This window comes from Microbacterium sp. NPDC089186, from assembly GCF_040685115.1.
Lineage (GTDB): Bacteria > Actinomycetota > Actinomycetes > Actinomycetales > Microbacteriaceae > Microbacterium > Microbacterium galbum.
Window position 1 is genome coordinate 139,407 of sequence record NZ_JBFBHJ010000002.1, and the last position, 15,930, is coordinate 155,336.

The 15,930-nt window shown below is 71.1% G+C and carries 16 protein-coding genes and 1 tRNA gene; 7 read left to right on the plus strand and 10 right to left on the minus strand.

Features of this window, described 5'->3' with window-relative positions:
* Window positions 1-53 precede the first annotated feature (53 nt).
* Window positions 54-491 (plus strand): VOC family protein, encoded by a 438-nt coding sequence (locus AB0N82_RS06875; RefSeq protein ID WP_363389722.1) that lies wholly within the window; start codon window positions 54-56, stop codon window positions 489-491.
* A gap of 36 nt (window positions 492-527) precedes the next feature.
* Here the strand turns inward: AB0N82_RS06875 and AB0N82_RS06880 are convergent, their stop codons facing one another.
* The 5 genes from AB0N82_RS06880 to galU form a co-directional block, all read right to left on the minus strand.
* Entirely contained in the window at window positions 528-1,283 is a 756-nt protein-coding gene (locus AB0N82_RS06880; RefSeq protein WP_363389725.1) for an alpha/beta hydrolase, read from the minus strand.
* A gap of 134 nt (window positions 1,284-1,417) precedes the next feature.
* A tRNA-Ala gene (locus AB0N82_RS06885) sits at window positions 1,418-1,493 on the minus strand.
* 145 nt (window positions 1,494-1,638) lie between these two features.
* Window positions 1,639-2,694: a large exoprotein gene (locus tag AB0N82_RS06890; protein ID WP_363389728.1), complete on the minus strand. Its 1,056-nt coding sequence runs from the start codon at window positions 2,692-2,694 to the stop codon at window positions 1,639-1,641.
* 168 nt (window positions 2,695-2,862) lie between these two features.
* Window positions 2,863-3,486, minus strand: a complete 624-nt coding sequence (locus AB0N82_RS06895; RefSeq protein ID WP_315994727.1) for a GNAT family protein — start codon at window positions 3,484-3,486, stop codon at window positions 2,863-2,865.
* Between the two features lie 14 nt (window positions 3,487-3,500).
* Window positions 3,501-4,391 (minus strand): UTP--glucose-1-phosphate uridylyltransferase GalU, encoded by an 891-nt coding sequence (galU, locus tag AB0N82_RS06900; RefSeq protein ID WP_363389731.1) that lies wholly within the window; start codon window positions 4,389-4,391, stop codon window positions 3,501-3,503.
* A 63-nt stretch (window positions 4,392-4,454) separates the two neighbouring features.
* Between galU and AB0N82_RS06905 the strand changes: the two genes are divergently transcribed.
* From AB0N82_RS06905 to mscL, 3 genes are read left to right on the plus strand one after another with little or no spacing between them, the layout of a single operon-like run.
* The gene (locus AB0N82_RS06905; RefSeq protein WP_315994729.1) at window positions 4,455-5,051 is read left to right on the plus strand and encodes a 5-formyltetrahydrofolate cyclo-ligase; all 597 of its coding nucleotides are present in this window, start codon (window positions 4,455-4,457) and stop codon (window positions 5,049-5,051) included.
* 18 nt (window positions 5,052-5,069) lie between these two features.
* Window positions 5,070-5,339, plus strand: coding sequence for an FmdB family zinc ribbon protein (locus tag AB0N82_RS06910; protein ID WP_363389734.1), 270 nt, complete (start codon window positions 5,070-5,072; stop codon window positions 5,337-5,339).
* A 34-nt stretch (window positions 5,340-5,373) separates the two neighbouring features.
* Complete coding sequence (gene mscL, locus AB0N82_RS06915; protein WP_363389737.1) at window positions 5,374-5,793, plus strand: large conductance mechanosensitive channel protein MscL; 420 nt, start codon at window positions 5,374-5,376, stop codon at window positions 5,791-5,793.
* A gap of 436 nt (window positions 5,794-6,229) precedes the next feature.
* On the opposite strand, the gene AB0N82_RS06920 is transcribed toward mscL, so the two are convergent.
* A complete protein-coding gene (locus tag AB0N82_RS06920; RefSeq protein ID WP_363389740.1) occupies window positions 6,230-9,928 on the minus strand; it encodes an AAA family ATPase in 3,699 nt (1,232 codons plus the stop codon).
* 226 nt (window positions 9,929-10,154) lie between these two features.
* Between AB0N82_RS06920 and AB0N82_RS06925 the strand changes: the two genes are divergently transcribed.
* Window positions 10,155-10,688: a methylated-DNA--[protein]-cysteine S-methyltransferase gene (locus AB0N82_RS06925; RefSeq protein WP_315994733.1), complete on the plus strand. Its 534-nt coding sequence runs from the start codon at window positions 10,155-10,157 to the stop codon at window positions 10,686-10,688.
* 81 nt (window positions 10,689-10,769) lie between these two features.
* Here AB0N82_RS06925 and AB0N82_RS06930 read toward each other — a convergent pair whose 3' ends face one another.
* Together AB0N82_RS06930 and AB0N82_RS06935 are read right to left on the minus strand one after the other, a co-directional pair.
* Window positions 10,770-12,386, minus strand: coding sequence for a cation acetate symporter (locus AB0N82_RS06930; RefSeq protein WP_363389744.1), 1,617 nt, complete (start codon window positions 12,384-12,386; stop codon window positions 10,770-10,772).
* Window positions 12,383-12,736: a DUF485 domain-containing protein gene (locus AB0N82_RS06935; protein ID WP_315994735.1), complete on the minus strand. Its 354-nt coding sequence runs from the start codon at window positions 12,734-12,736 to the stop codon at window positions 12,383-12,385. The genes AB0N82_RS06930 and AB0N82_RS06935 overlap by 4 nt, the downstream gene beginning before the upstream one ends.
* 140 nt (window positions 12,737-12,876) lie before the next feature.
* Between AB0N82_RS06935 and AB0N82_RS06940 the strand changes: the two genes are divergently transcribed.
* Both AB0N82_RS06940 and AB0N82_RS06945 read left to right on the plus strand, forming a co-directional pair.
* Complete coding sequence (locus AB0N82_RS06940; protein ID WP_363389747.1) at window positions 12,877-13,728, plus strand: LuxR C-terminal-related transcriptional regulator; 852 nt, start codon at window positions 12,877-12,879, stop codon at window positions 13,726-13,728.
* Between the two features lie 113 nt (window positions 13,729-13,841).
* The gene (locus AB0N82_RS06945; RefSeq protein ID WP_315994737.1) at window positions 13,842-14,129 is read left to right on the plus strand and encodes a Fe-S cluster assembly protein HesB; all 288 of its coding nucleotides are present in this window, start codon (window positions 13,842-13,844) and stop codon (window positions 14,127-14,129) included.
* A gap of 125 nt (window positions 14,130-14,254) precedes the next feature.
* Here AB0N82_RS06945 and AB0N82_RS06950 read toward each other — a convergent pair whose 3' ends face one another.
* On the minus strand, window positions 14,255-15,016 hold the full coding sequence (locus AB0N82_RS06950; protein ID WP_363389750.1) for a hypothetical protein: 762 nt from the start codon (window positions 15,014-15,016) through the stop codon (window positions 14,255-14,257).
* A gap of 130 nt (window positions 15,017-15,146) precedes the next feature.
* Complete coding sequence (locus tag AB0N82_RS06955) at window positions 15,147-15,917, minus strand: enoyl-CoA hydratase-related protein (RefSeq protein ID WP_363389753.1); 771 nt, start codon at window positions 15,915-15,917, stop codon at window positions 15,147-15,149.
* Window positions 15,918-15,930 lie beyond the last annotated feature (13 nt).

Consider the following 15,930-nt stretch of genomic DNA (forward strand, 5'->3'; position numbering starts at 1 on the left):
CCGCGGGACTAACGTGAGGGCCGATCCGCCCCTCGAAGATGAAGGATGCCACCATGTCGACCGCTCTCGTCGTCTACATCTCGTTCGCCGGCGCCGCCCGGGAGGCGATGACCTTCTACCAGTCGGTCTTCGGCGGCGAGCTGACGATCAACACGTTCGCCGACTTCGGCATCCCGGACGCGCCCGCTGACGGTGTGATGCACTCGGAGCTGCGCGCCGACGGCTTCACCGTGATGGGCGCCGACGGCTTCGACGAGCCCGCCCAGGGGTGGGGCTCCAGCCGCACGCACGCCGCGTTCATGAGCGACGAGTTCGACCGCGTCCGCGGCTTCTACGACCGCTTCGTCGAGCGCGGCGCCGAGGTGAAGCAGCCGCTCGAGAAGCAGGTGTGGGGCGACTTCTACGGCGAGGTCGTCGACCCGTGGGGCGTGGCGTGGATGTTCAACGTGGCCGCTCCCGGCGGGTGGGCGGAGGGCGCCGCGGCGGACTGACCCGGACGAGCGCACCCGGGCCCGACGGCCCGGTGGTCAGCGCGCGAACGCCTCGATACGCGCGACGAAACGGGCTGGATCGATGAGGTGCGGGTAGTGCGTCGCCGGCTGCCACACCTCGTGGACGCTGTGCGGGATGGTCTGCTGCAACCAGGCGGCGTAATCCGGCCCCGCGTCGAGTCCGGTGATGACGAGATAGGGAACGTCGGCGGGCACCGCCGTGAGCCGGTCCACCAGCGCCGCCAGCTCTTCGGGCGAGTCGTCGAGCAGAGGACGCCACATCCCGAGCACCACATCCTGTTTCGGCGCGCGGAGCGCGTTCAGGCGGTCGAGCTCGGCGGCATCCAATCCTCCCGCCATCTGCGCGAACATGCCGCCGATGAACACGGGGAACTGCTCGCCGCGCAGCATCGCCTCGGCCTGCTGGATCTGCTGCTGCATCCCGGCCAAGTGGAGCGGCTGGTCGACGTTCACGATCGCGCGGGCCGGGAAGAGCGCTCCGTACGCGGTCGCGACGATGCCGCCCAGGGAGTGCCCGACGACGATCGGCGGGCCGTCGGGAACGACGCCCTGTTCCTGCAGCTGCGTGACGGTGTCATGGATGTCTGCCGCCAAGGTGGGGATGTCGTAGGGCTCGGCGGCGGCCGACTCGCCGTGGCCGCGCACGTCGACGCGCACCACAGTGAATGAGCCGGTGAGGTCGACGGGGTCCCAGCTGCGGCGGTCTTCGGTGATGCCATGCACCAGCACCAGGAGCGGGCCGGAGCCGGCGATGTCGTGGGCGAGGATCATGGCGCGGCTCCCGTGCTCGGAGGGTCTGGGTGAGCGAGAGCCTAGCGGGGCCGACGACGCCCCCGGGAGCGCGGACGGAACCACGCCGGGAAACGAGAACGGCGCCCCTCTGAGGAGGGACGCCGTTCGGGAAGTGGTGGACCTGAGGGGATTCGAACCCCTGACCTCCTCGATGCGAACGAGGCGCGCTACCAACTGCGCCACAGGCCCGGAAACCTCGTCAACACTATCACGTCACGCGCCCGTCACCTGACGCGAGACGCAGCCCGGGCGCGCCGCGCGCCGTCGCCGCGGAAGGATATGCCGCCACGCGTATGAGGCCGCAACGAACGGCCCGGCGCCGAAACGCCGGTACTCACTCCCCCGACGCGCGGCGCGTCAGGAGGCGCTGGACGTGGCTCTCGATCTCGCTATCGTCGACGTAGCCCATCGCCGCGTACGGCGAGGCGACAGGGGCAGCAGCGGCCGGACGGGCCGTCTCGATGGGGGTGGGAGCCTGCTCCGCGGCGATGTGCCGCGCGGCCTCTTCGCGGGCCGCGGCCCGCAGGGCCTCGCGGGCGAGCTGCTCGTCGACGGTCGCGGCGGCCCGAGAGCCGACCGACGCGACGAGGGGGCGGGGCAGCTCACGCGGCGTCCACGTCGGGCGCGGCTCGGGCACGAGGGCGACGTCCTGCACCTCGCCCATGATCCGGCGCACCGACACCTCGGCCGGACGCGCCGCGGTGCGGGTGGCCACGACCGAGATCCGACGCAGGATGACGAGGGATGCCACGACCACGGCCGCTCCGGCGACGAGGACGATCGGGGACGCTCCCCCGACGATCTGCACGGCACCGAAGCCGGAGGCGATGAGCCCGGCCAGGAGCGCGACCGAGACGGTGAGGCGGAAGCGACGACGCACACGCGAGCGACGAGCCGCCGGGACGGCGACCGCGGCAGCCTGTTCGGCACGCGCGCGCTCCACGGCGGAGGCGCGTTCCGCACGCGTCTTCTCGAGAGCCGCGGCGCGCTCGGCGCGAGCGACCTCGACGGCGGCGGCCCGTTCGGCACGGGCCAGCTCGATCGCGGCCGCGCGCTGCTCCTTCACGACATCGCGGTCACGCGCACTCTCGAGCTTCGCCACCTCGAGGCGCGCCTTGGCGGCGGCGAGCTCGGCCTGGGCCTTCTGCGCCTGCACCTGACGGGCGAGCTTCTGCTGCTGGTGCGCGGTGCGGGTGGTCAGCTCGAGGTGCACTTCCCGCGGCGTCTCGGCCGTCTCGGCGAGCACGCGAAGGGCCTGGTTGAGGCGCACGGCGTTGCGTTCGGCGGAGGTGAACCGATGCCGGCTCTGCCACGACGGCAGGAGATAGACCAACCACAGCGCGACCGCCACGAAGACGATCACCCCGCCGCTCAGCACCTGGCCACCCATGGGACAAAGGTAGGTCACCGAGAGATCACACCTCGGCATCCTCCCGCGTGTCGTCACGCCCGATCGCGAGAATGGTGTCCGGCTCCGGGCGTGCGGGGCGCTGACGAGCGGGCGACATCCTGCCGCCGAGATATCAGCGGGGTGCCGTCCCGCCGCGCCCCAACGCGCTCAGAGGCGGTCGGCCGGCGGGATGCGCGCCGCGTCGGGCGGCACCTGCCCCCGCGCCCAGCGGTCGAGCACGCCGTGCGGCACCTCTTCGCGCACGAGCGCGAAGGCGTAGTGGTCTCGCCAGTCGCCGTCGATGTGGATGTAGCGGCGACGGAGTCCCTCGTAGCGGAAGCCGAGCTTCTCGACCACGCGCAGACTCGCGTGGTTCTCGGGACGGATGCAGATCTCGATCCGGTGCAGGTTCAGCTCCGTGAAGCACACGTCGGTGGCCATCGCGACACCGACCGTCGTGATGTTGCGACCGGCGAATTCCTCGGCCACCCAGTAGCCGATCGTGGCCGAGGCCAGCGAACCGCGCGAGACCCCCCACACGTTGAGCTGCCCCGCGACCTCGTCGTCCCACGCCATCACGAAGGGGACGCCGAGGCCGTCGCGGTACTGCTGGAGGAGGCGACGGATGCCGAGCCGCATGTCGAACGACACGGGGCCGTCGGGGCTCGTCGCCTCCCACGGACGCAGCCACGAGCGGTTGTCGATCAGCTGCTGCTGCAGCACGCGCGCGTCGCGGTTGCGGATGAGACGGATCGACACCTCGCCGTGCCGTCTCGGGATCGATAGATCCATAGTGCTCCGCCGGGTCAGAGACCCTGCGCGAACTCCTTGAACCACGGACGCAGCGCGGGGCCCAGGTCGTCGCGGTCGGCCGCGAGCTGCACGATGGCCTTGATGTAGTCGACGCGGTCGCCGGTGTCGTAACGGCGTCCGCGGAACACGACGCCGTACACGCCGCCCCCGTCGCCGCCGCCGGTCGCGAGCTCCTCGAGCGCGTCGGTCAGCTGGATCTCGCCGCCCTTGCCGGGCTCCGTGCGCTCGAGGATGTCGAACACGTCGGGGCCGAGCACGTAGCGGCCGATGATCGCGAGGTTCGAGGGCGCGTCCTCCGCCTTGGGCTTCTCGACGAGCTGCGTGACCTTGACGACACCGTCGTCTTCGGTGGGCTTGACCGCGGCGACACCGTAGAGGTGGATCTGTGAGGGGTCGACCTCCATGAGGGCGATGACCGTCGCGCCGCGCTTGTCGTACTCGGACATCATCTTCTCGAGCAGCGGGTCGCGCTCGTCGATGAGGTCGTCGCCCAGGAGGACCGCGAAGGGGTGGTCGCCCACGTGGCTGCGCGCGCGGAGCACCGCGTGACCCAGACCCTTGGGCTCGCCCTGACGCACCATGTGCACGTCGGCCAGGTCGGAGGAGTGCTCCACCTTGGCGAGCTTGTCGTGGTCGCCCTTCTCGCGGAGCTTCGTCTCGAGCTCCGGCATCGAGTCGAAGTGGTTGGCGATGTTGTTCTTGTTGCGTCCGATGATGATCAGGACGTCCTGGATGCCGGCACCGGTCGCCTCTTCGACGACGTACTGGATGGCCGGCTTGTCGACCACCGGCAGCATCTCCTTGGGCATGGCCTTGGTGGCGGGGAGGAAGCGAGTACCGAGTCCTGCGGCCGGAATCACGGCCTTGAAGGGCTTATGAGGCATGGGCATACCCTAGCGGGAGCGCGGGTCGTCGTCGTCAACACGCGCGCACGTAGACTTACCCGCATGCCGGATCGCATCGAGCAGGCCAAGCGCGCACTGCGCGCCGATCTGCGCGAACGTCGCCAGACCGTGTCGTCCCACGCCCGCGATGTCGCGGAGGCCGGCGTCAAGGAGCAGCTCGACGCCCTCGTCGATCGACTGGGCGCCCGCAGCATCTCCTGCTTCCTCTCGACGCCGACCGAGCCGGGCACGCACGCCTTCGTGTCCGCGGCGGTGGAACGCGGCATCCGCGTGCTCCTTCCCATCACGCGTGAAGACGGGCTGCTCGACTGGAGCGTGGCCACTGCCGACACCGAGATCGCGGAGGGACTGTTCGGTCTGCCCGAGCCCGTCGGCGACGTGCTCGGCCCGATCGCCGTCAACGACGTCGACCTGCTCGTCATCCCCGCCGCGGCCGTCGACCGGCACGGGATGCGCCTGGGCTGGGGACGCGGCTACTTCGACAAGACCCTGGGCTCGATGGAGAAGTGCCCGCCGGTGTATGCGGTGATCTTCGACTCCGAGTTCGTCGACGACGTGCCCCGCGACGTGCACGACCAGCCCGTCACGGGCGTGGTCACGCCGACGCGCACCATCGCGCTCGACTCTCACCACGCCTGAACACCCGAAGGAAGACCGATGCCCACCTACTCCTACGCCTGCAAGCAGTGCGGCCACCGCTTCGACGCCGTGCAGTCCTTCTCCGACGCGGCCCTCACCGAGTGCCCGGAGTGCGGCGGCGAGGTGCGCAAGCAGTACGGCTCGATCGGCGTCACCTTCAACGGATCGGGGTTCTACCGCACCGATTCCCGCGGGTCGAGCTCGTCGTCCTCCGGTGGCGCGTCGTCGGGTTCTTCGACATCATCGAAGTCGGAAACGACGTCGTCCGCTCCCTCTTCGGTCTCCTGAGTCCGGGGCGGCGCGGCAGAAGGGGAGCCAGCGCATGATCAAAGGATTCAAGGAGTTCATCCTCCGCGGCAACGTCATCGACCTCGCGGTCGCCGTCGTCATCGGAGCGGCCTTCACGGCCATCGTCAACGCCCTCGTGCAGGGTCTGATCAATCCGTTGATCGGGTTCCTGTTCCAGGTCGGCGACCTGAGTGACCTGAACGTCATCGTCCCGACTCTGCTCGGCGGCACGTCCACGTTCGAGTTCGGCGCGATCCTCGTGGCGATCATCAACTTCGTCGCGGTCGCCGCGATCGTCTACTTCGTGTTCGTGTACCCCATGAACCGCTGGAAGGCCCGCGCCGCGGCTCGCGCCGGAGTGAACGAGGCGGCATCCGAAGAGCCGAACCTGCCGACCGAGCAGGAGCTGCTCGTGCAGATCCGCGATCTGCTGGAGCGCCAGAACAAGATCTGAGCGGCCTCGAGCCGACGACGCGGCGTCCGCGCCGGGACCACGGGTTCCGGCACGGGCGCCGTCGCCGTTCCTGGTCAGTAGTGCGGGGGGACCTCGCGCATCATGCGCTCGTCGTTGGGCCCGGATGCCGTGGGTCGGGGGCCCGTGCCGCGTGCGGGGTCGTCGGCGGGCGCCGGCTCGGCCGTCGTCCCCGGCGCAGCGAGGAGCCGTGCGCGGCGGGCGCCACGGACGCGGACGACGGGCTGACGATCCGCCGGCGTGTCCGCAGAGCTCTTTGGGCCGGTCGAAGCGACCGGGCCCGACGCGGCGTCGGGGGCTTCGACGGGCTCAGCCTCCGGAGAGGTCCCTGAGCCCGTCGACGGGACCGCACCCGACTCCGACTCGGAGGGTTCGACAGGCTCAGCCGGTGGCATCCGGATTCTCGGTCATCAGGGGATCAGCCGGGCAGGTCGAGGGGCTCGGTCGTCGAGTCGGGGGTGGCGGCGTCGTCGGGGGCGATGCCGAGCAGCTCCGCGATGCGCGCGGCGACGCCGGCGGGATCGCTGTACAGGTCGAACGCGTGCACCCGCACGTAGTGCCAGCCGAGGCGCCGGAGGATCTGCGGGCGCAGACGCAGCGTCTCGCGCAGGGACTCCCCGATGGTCTCGGGGTCGCTCTCGGCGACGACCGCCTTGCCCTTGTAGCGGGCGACGAGCGGTAGCAGACCGCGGTAGTCGACGTCGACCTCGACCCCCAGACGGCGCAGCTCCCGCGCCAGCGCGCGGGTGAGCGGATCGGCGAGGTCTTCGAGGCGGCTCTCGCGGCCGCGGGCGGCGACGTTGCCGAGGATGCCCATGAGGGTTGCGGCTCCGTGCTCGAGGCGGCCGTCGTCGAACGCCGAGGGGCGGATCGACGACACGATCACCATCGAGCGGCGGGCGCGGGTCATCCCGACCGTGAGCAGCCGCTCCCCGTCGGGCATCGACAGGTCGCCGAAGTCGCTGAGCACGCGCCCGTGACGCGTGAGACCGAAGCCGAGCGAGAACACCACGCGGTCGCGGCTCTCGGCCACCGACTCCTCGAGGGTGAGCACGGCGAAGGGCTCGGCGGCATCCCGTGAGACGAACTCGGCGACGTCGGAGCGGCCGGCCAGCGCCGCCACGACCGAGGCGCGCACGCGCTCGGCGTGCTTGCGGCTCGCGGTGACGACCATGAGCGATTCCGAAGCGCGATTCACGGCGTGCTCGACCACCAGGGTGACGACGCGGGCGACCTCGGCGTCGGGGCTCTCGACGGCACCGCTGACGGGGTCCGGGGCGCCGACACCACCCTCGACGTAGTCGACGCTCAAGCTGCCGCGGCCGAGGTAAGAGCCCGCCCAGGGCAGCGACACGATCTCTCCGCCGTAGAAGGCGTCGTTGACCAGCTGCGACAGATCTTCTCCGCCGGCGCGGTAGCTGCGGGTGAGCGTCTCGACGGGGAGCAGCTCGGCGATGCGTTCGAAGACCGAGGTCTCGTCGAACGGCACCTCGTCGGCGTCCGCGTCGGCCCCGGCGGACTCGGGCGCGGCGGCGATCGCCGCACTCACGCGGAAGGGCGTCGGCTTCTGTACGACCGGGTCGCCGAACAGCACGACCTGACGCGCGCGGCGCAGCGCCGGGGTCGCCTCGGCGAGGCACAGGGCGGCGGCATCCGCGATGATCACGACGTCGAACGCGAGATCGTGCGGCACGTCGGGCACCTCGTAGGGCGACGCCAGCCACACCGGCGCGAGCGTGCGCAGCAGCGTGGGGGCGGCATCCGAGATCTCCTGCGCCGTGTGCAGGCCGTCCTTCAGCGAACGCTTGAGGGCGGCGGCCTCGTCGGCGTGGTCGACGATGCCGATACGCCACTGCGTCGCGAGCTGGGCGGCGAGCAGGGGCCCCGCGGCGGCCGCGTGCGCCTCGTCGACGAGCCGGAAGTCGCGCTCGAGGCGGTCGACGACGCTCGTGTTGGCTCCCAGCAGGGCCTTGTCGGTGCGCAGCAGGTGCTCGAGGGCGGACTGCCACCACGCGAACTCGAGTTCGGCGCCCACGCGCTCCTCGGGCACGTGCCGCACCGACAGTTCGACCAGGAGCTGCTCCAGCCCCAGGCGCGCGAGCTCGGAACGCAGCTGCGCGCGCTCGACGAGGTTGTCGAAGAACGTCGACTCGGCGGCGAGTCCGGCGAGGGTGCGGACGAGACGCTGCACGGGAAGGGTCGCCAAGCGGTCGGAGCCCTGGCGACCGAGGATCTGGTCGAGCTCGCCGAGCAGCGCGTCGGTGCGCTGCCACGAGACGTGCACGTCGGCCAGGCCGAGCGGCACCTCGGGGGTGACGCCGGCCTCGACGACGCGCTGCCACTCGGTGCGCTGCTGCTGGATGCGCACGAGCGCCTCGTACATGTCGGGCACGTGCACGCCCGGGCGCACGTACTCCTTCGAGAGGCGCTTGAGCCGACGGCGGTTCGGACCGCTCATCGCCGAGGCGTCGCGGCGCGGGGAATGCGCGTCGATCAGCTCGCCGAGGGGGCGTTCGAACACGCTCGGGCTGAAGCGATCGAGCGACTCGCGGATGCCCTGCAGGAGCTTGAGGTACGCGCCGAGCTCGGAGACCGTCTGGAACGGCCGCATGCGGGTCTGCGCGATGAGCTCGTAGCCGCGCTCGAGCAGGCGCGGAACCTCGTGGGCGTGCAGTTTGCCCGCGAGATCGTGCGCGGCGCGCGCGTCCTCGGTGCGGGTGAAGCTGACGCCGTACCACGGCGAGTCGTCTGGGCCGAAGCGGAACTCGCCCAGGCGTGCCGCCATCGCCAGGGCGCGGACCGCGGCGTCGCGGCGACCGGCGAGGCGTTCGAGCGTGGCGAGATCGAACCGCGCCTCGGTCGAGGGGGCGGGGGACGTGGATGCCAGAGACGTCAGCGCGCGAAGGACGTCGAGCGCGGAGACGCCCAGTGCCAGGTGCGGCTCGGTCACGGCCGAGCGGTAGTCGCGCAGCACGGTGCGCAGACGCACGAGAGCGTCGTCGATCTCGGCGACCTTGGGCTGCTCGGCCTTCTCGTTTCGGCCGATCGCGCGGATGAGGTCGCGGCGCACGTGGTGCGGCGAGACGGCGAGCCCGGTCAGTCCGACGCCGGCGAGACGGTGACGGATGCCGTCGAGCGTCGAGCGACGGGCGCTGACCACGAGCACGCGCTTGTTGTCGTGGACGAGCTGACCGATCGCGTTGATGACGGTCTGCGTCCCTCCGGTGCCGGGCAGCGTGTGCACGGCGAGGGAGTGACCGGCGGCGATCCGGGCGAGCACCCGCTCCTGCTCGGCGTCGGCGTCGAGCAGCAGGGTGTCGGCGGCGGGCGCACGCTCGTCGGGGCCGACGACCACGGGGTCGGCACGGCGCACGCTGACGCGGGCACGGTCGTCGGGATGCCCCGCGAGGGCGTTCAGCAGCGGGTCGTCGAGGTCGTGCGTGTCGCGCGCCATGCCCGAGCCCACGTCGGCGAACGACGAGATGACCAGGCGCGGGTGCACGACGAAGGTCGGCACGTGCGAGGTCAGGCGGCGGATGTGGTCGATGACCGGCTGCGGTTTGAACACGCCCTGGTCGTACGCGAGACCTGCGAGGGCGGCGCTGTCGATCTGGATGCCGAGATGCGTGCGGAACGCGCGCGAGAGCTCGGGGTTCATCACGAAGGCGCCGTGCAGCTTGAGCTCGAAGTCGCCGTGGTGCCGGCGGATGGCGAGGGGACGCAGCAGCACGGGGGCCGACCACTCCACTCCCCCGATCTTCCACGCGGAGAGGCCGACGGCCAGATGCACGGGCTCGAGACCGCGGGCGGTGCGCAGCTCGACGTTCTTCGAGGTGATGCGGTCGGCGGCCATGCGTGCCGTGCGCAGGGCGACCTCGTCGCGGAAGAGGTTGGAGAGCATCGTCGCGCGCCCCGTGATGAACTGCGGGAGAGAGCCCGGGTGCGCCTTGGTGATGTCGATGCCCGCGTCAAGCGCGTCGTCGAACCGCAGCAGTGTCGACCGCCCGCCCAGGGCTGCCGCCTCGGCGCGGATGCGATCGCGCTCGGGGTCGGCGACGTGGCGGACCACGATGCCGGGCTCCGACAATCGCAGCTCGCCCGGATCGACGGACGACATCGAATCGTCTCCGTCGGCACCGATCACGGTACCGTCCTCAGCTCGCCACACACCTGTCAGACTAAGCCGGTCGATCGGGTAACCCCCGTAGCGGCGGCGAGTTTCGCGACAATCGGCGACACGCCGCACCACCGGCGCTTCCTCCCCAGGCGGCGGATCAGCGGCATCCTCCCCTCTTCCGGGCGGCGGCCCCGCGGGGCTCCCCGACGGTGAAGAGGATGAGGGCATGAGCACAGTCACCAGCACTGAATACGACGGCCCCCTCGGGCCGATCCTGCTGACGTTCATCGACGACGCCCTCGTGCGTCTCGACGTCGCGCACGACGGGATCGACCTCGCCCGCGCCGAGATCTCGCACCGCCTGGGCGTCGTGCCAGAGCCCGACCCGTCGGTCGGCGACGGCCTCGTCGCGCAGCTCGACGAGTATTTCGCCGGCGAACGACGCGCGTTCGAGGTCGCCCTCGACTGGCGCCTCGTGCGCGGATTCACGCGGACGGCGCTCGAGGCGACGCTCGGCATCCCCTACGGAGAAGTGGCGTCGTACGGAGAGGTGGCGCTTATGGCCGACGCTCCGCGCGCCGCGCGGGCGGTCGGCACGGCGTGCGCGTCGAGTCCGTTCTCGATCGTCGTCCCCGTGCATCGGGTGGTGCGCGCCGACGGATCGATCGGCGAGTACGGCGGGCACCCCGAGGTCAAGGAGCAGCTGCTCGACCTCGAGAGCAGGGTCGTGCTCGGCGAGAGGCTGCGCGCCGCGGGGTAGGCGGGGACGCGCCTCTGTGCGGCGCCGGGGCCGCGCGCGACGACGCCCGGCCCCGCTGGAGCGGGACCGGGCGCGGCCGGATCAGTGGTTCGACGCCTTCTCGGCGCCGTACCCGGTGAGGGATCGCACGTCCATCTCGGCCGCCTTGCGGCGGTCTTCGGCGGTGCGCGAGGTGACCGAGCCCAGCCATCCCAGAAGGAAGCCGAGCGGGATCGACACGATGCCAGGGTTGTTCAGCGGCCAGATGGCCACCCCGGTGTTCACGAACACGCTCGTGGGCGTTCCCCAGAAGACCGGCGAGAGGAAGATGAGCACGAGCGCCGAGCCGAGCCCGCCGTACATGCTCCACACCGCGCCACGGGTGGTGAACTTGCGCCAGAACAGCGAGAACAGGATCGTCGGCAGGTTGGCCGAGGCCGCGACCGCGAACGCGAGGGCGACGAGGAAGGCCACGTTCTGGCCCTGCACGCCGATCCCGCCGAGGATGGCCAGGATGCCGATGACGATGACCGTCCGCCGCGCGACCTTGACCTCGCCGTCGGGCGGCACGTCGCCCTTCTTCACCACGTTGGCGTAGATGTCGTGCGCGAACGACGCGGCCGCGGTGATCGTCAGCCCCGCCACGACCGCCAGGATCGTCGCGAACGCCACCGCCGAGATGAAGCCCAGCAGCAGCGGCCCGCCGAGGGCGAAGGCGAGCAGGGGTGCCGCGGCGTTGACCCCGCCGGGGGCCGCGAGGATCGTGTCCGCCCCGACGAGGGCGCCGGCACCGTACCCGAGCACGAGCGTGAGGATGTAGAACAGTCCGATCAGCCAGATGGCCCAAACCACCGAGCGCCGCGCCTCCTTCGCCGTGGGCACCGTGTAGAAGCGCATGAGCACATGCGGGAGTCCCGCGGTGCCGAGGACGAGTGCGAGGGCGAGCGAGATGAAGTCCCACGGGTTCTTGCCGTACTGCAGTCCCGGGGCGAGGACCGCGTCGCCCTTGGGCGAGGCCGCCACCGCGCTCTCGAGAAGGGTGTTCAGGCTGAAGCCGTTGATCGCGAGCACCCAGACCGTCATCACGACGGCACCGCCGATGAGCAGGAAGGCCTTGACGATCTGCACCCAGGTCGTTCCCTTCATCCCGCCGATCAGCACGTAGACGATCATCAGGATGCCGACCACCGCGACCACGATCGACTGGCCGACCCGCTCGGTGATGCCGAGCAGCAGCGACACCAGTCCGCCGGCACCCGCCATCTGCGCGAGGAGGTAGAAGAAGCACACCGCGAGCGTCGTGATCGCGGCGGCCATGCGCACGGGGCGCTCCTTGAGGCGGAACGAGAGCACGTCGGCCATCGTGAACTTGCCCGTGTTGCGCATGAGCTCCGCGACGAGCAGCAGGGCCACGAGCCACGCCACGAGGAAGCCGATCGAGTACAGGAACCCGTCGTAGCCGTTGATCGCGATGGCGCCGACGATGCCGAGGAACGACGCCGCCGAGAGGTAGTCGCCGGCGATCGCGAACCCGTTCTGCGGTCCGGTGAACGATCGCCCGGCGGCGTAGTAATCGGCCGCGGTCTTGCTGTTGCGACTGGCCCGGATGACGATGAACAACGTCACGGCCACGAATGCGCCGAAGATCGAGATGTTCAGCACCGGGTTGTTCTCGACCGTCTGGACGGCCGCGTCGAGGGCGGCGAGCACGTCGTTCAAGCGCGTCCCCCCTCAGCCTGCTCGAGCTCGTGACGAAGCTGTTCGGCTCCGGGGTCGAGTTGCCGGTTGGCGTACGCGACGTAGCCCATGGTGATCGCGAACGTGGTCACGAACTGCCCGAGTCCCAGCAGCAGGCCGACGGTGATCGCTCCCGACACCGGCTGGGCCATGAACTCCGGGGCGAACGACGACAGCAGCACGTAGGCGAAATACCAGACGAGGAACACCACCGCGAGCGGGAAGACGAAGCGGCGTTGGCGCCTCTTCAACTCCTGGAACGGGGCGGACTCCTCGACCGCGATGTAATCGACGCCGCCCGTGTGGGCGTCGTCGATGCGACGGTCCGTCATGTGGCCTCCTTGCCTCATGAGTACGGCGCAACGCTGCGCCGTTCGGGGGAAAAGTCCGGGTCGGCTGGCGCTTCCCCGGTGGTAGGGTCGACGCTACGAAACGCGGCGACGAAGCCGTCACCCCCGGAAGTAGGTAGTGCGTGGCTGCACCGTCCACACTTCGAGACGACACGCGACTGGTCTCGCACGCCGTGAGCGAGCTCGCCCGGCGCACGCATTTCCCCGTGGCCTTCGGCGGGCTCGAGCACGACGGGGCGGTGCACGTGTCGACCATCGTCGGCGCCCGCACGCGGAGCATCGAGGGCCTCGTGGTCCATGCGACCCGCGGACTCGGTGGGCGGGCCCTCGTCGAGCGGCGCCCCCGCATGACCCTCGACTACCGCACGTCGCGGTCGATCACGCACGATTACGACCGCGCCATCCTCGGCGAGGGCATCGCCACGCTGTTCGCCGTGCCCGTGCTGGTCGGAGGTGCGGCCCGCGGCGTGCTGTACTGCGGCTCGTGGGCGCAATCCCAGGTCGGCGAGGTCGAGGCTCGACCGGCGTTCGATGTGGCGGGCGAGCTCGGCACCGAGCTGCGCGTGCGGGCCGAGGTCGAACGCCGGATGGCGGCTGCACCGGCGCCGGAGGGCGGCCTCAGCGCGGGCGCGCGCGAGGAGATCCGGGAGAGCTACGCGCAGCTGCGGAGCCTGGCCGCGACCGTCGGAGACGACGCCGTGCGCCGACGACTCGAGGACATCGAGGCGCGACTCGCCGCGCTCACCGGCGACAGTCCTGCCACGGGCGCCGAAACGGACGTCCACCTGTCGCGACGCGAGATCGACGTGCTCGCCTGCGCCGCGGTAGGCTCGACGAACGGGGAGATCGCGGCATCCCTCGGTCTGCGTGAGACCACGGTGAAGTCGTACCTGGCCTCGGCGATGTCGAAGCTCGACGCCTCCACCCGACACGCGGCAGTGACACGCGCACGACGGGCCGGGCTCCTCCCCTGACGTCTGGACGACCGGTGGGAAACCCCTGGAAATGGCGGCGAGGAGTTGAGAGCCGCCGCGATTCTCGGCATCGTGGCTGATTCCTGTCGTCGATCAGAGAAGGAGAGTCACCCATGCTGACACTCACCGAAGAGGCCACGACCGCCGTCAAGACCATCACCGCGCAGTTCCCCGACGCCCCGCAGGGCGGCGTGCGCATCGCCGGAGCGGGTTCGCCCGAGTCGCAGTTCGCGCTCTCGGTCGTCGACGCGCCCGAGCCCGCCGACACCGTCGTCGAGAACTCCGGAGCACGGGTCTTCCTCGACACCGACGCCGCCGCGGTGCTCGACGACCGCGTTCTCGACGCGCAGATCGACCCGCAGCAGGGATCCGTGCAGTTCGCCGTGACCACCGCTGCGTGACGCATGTGACACGCTGACGCGTTTCGACGATGCCCCGGCCGGTGTGCCGGGGCATCGTCGTGTGCGGCGGGGGCTTGCGTCCGACGCGGTTCTCGCGCGGCCGCGATCCCCGAGCAGCCTCGCCGTCAGCCGCGGAAGACCACGATCTGGTCTCGTCCCTGGTCGTAGACGAACTGCAAGGACGTGTCCGCGGGCAGATCCGTCGGCTCCCGCTCGGGGGTGTCCTCGGCGAGCAGGATCGTGAAGGTCGCCGGGAACGGGCCCGCCGCACAGGAGGGCAGGAGGAACTGCCCGTCGTACGAGAAGGAATCGTCACCGGTGTCGAGCAGGTCGGGTTGATACACCGTCATGCACCGGGCCGCGCCTTCGCCCGCGCGGAACGAGGGATAGGAGATGACGCGGAAACCCTCGAAGGCCGTATAGGCCTTCACGTTGCCGGTGATCCCGCGGTACAGGGAGCTGGGAATGTCGAACGAAGGGTCCTCCGCGAGCCGGGCGACCTGCGTGGCACCCACCTGGAGGGGATCGGTCTGCACGCGCTGCACGAGCACCAGAGCGGTCAGCAGTGTCGCCACGACGAGCCCGGCCCCGGCGAGCATCACCACCGTGGAACGCCGCAGACGCGGCATCCGGCGGCGGGCCGGGCGGGCCGACTCGCCGTCTTCTCCCCCCGCCTCCGCACCGACGGATGCCGCCTCGGGCTCCGTCTGTTCGCCGTCCGGCGCCGCACGGTCGTCCGCCGCGCCGCCGTCGCGGGCCGCCGCGCGCTGCTCGAGCTCGATCAGGCGCTCCAGCGCCGAAGGGTCGGCGGAGATGTCGGCGCCGGGGGCGTAAGCCCGGCGGCGGAGGGTCGCGAGTTCGTCGTCGTCGTCGTCGATGCGCGGCATGGTCTGATTCAAGCAGGGCGACGACAAGGGATGCGCGACGACGACGCACGCCCTGCGCGCGGCGCGGAGCCGACTGCGCGCGCTGTCCGGCGCCCGGGCGGGGGCGCCGACGTGCGGTTCTCGCGCGGCGTCAGTGACCCGTGAACGACGGTGCGCGCTTGGCCTGGAACGCCGCGAACCCCTCGCGATAGTCGTCGGTGGCCGCGAGGGCCGCCTGGGCGCGGTTCTCGAGCGCCATGGCGTCCCACAGCCCCAGCCGCTCGTCGCGGATCGCCGAGACGATGCGCTTGCTCGCCCGGAAGGCGGCGGTGGGCCCGGCCGCCGCGCGGACGGCGGCGAGGATCGCGGCATCCTGCACCTCGGCGGCGGGGAGCACGCGCGAGAAGAGGCCCGCCCGCACCGCTTCCTCGCCCGACAGCAGGCGACCGGTGTAGATGAGATCAAGGGTCGCGTGGATGCCGAGCCGCTCGGCGAACAGCGCGTGGCCGCCGGAGTCGAGGGTCGCTCCCAGGGCCGCGAAGGGCGAACCGATCCTGGCGGTGTCGGCGACGTAGACGACGTCGGTGGCGATGAGCAGGCCGAGGCCGACGCCCAGGCACGCGCCGTGGGCGACCGCGAAGGTGGGTGCGGGGAAGGCCGCCATGCGACGCAGGAGCGGCGCCAGCGTCTCGTCCAGGTAACCGCCGACGTCGTCGGTCGACGGGTCGACGCCGGAGATGTCGCGACCGGCGCAGAAGGACGGCCCCTCACCCCGCAGCAGAACGGCGCGGGCGCCGTTCGCCTCGGCGCGGTCGTAGGCCGCGGCCAGGGCGTGCAGATCGTCGAGACCGACGGCATTGCGGCGTGCGGGGGCGTTCAGGACGATCTCGGCGACACCGTCGGCGCCGGTGTACTCGATCATGCGACTCCCCCGC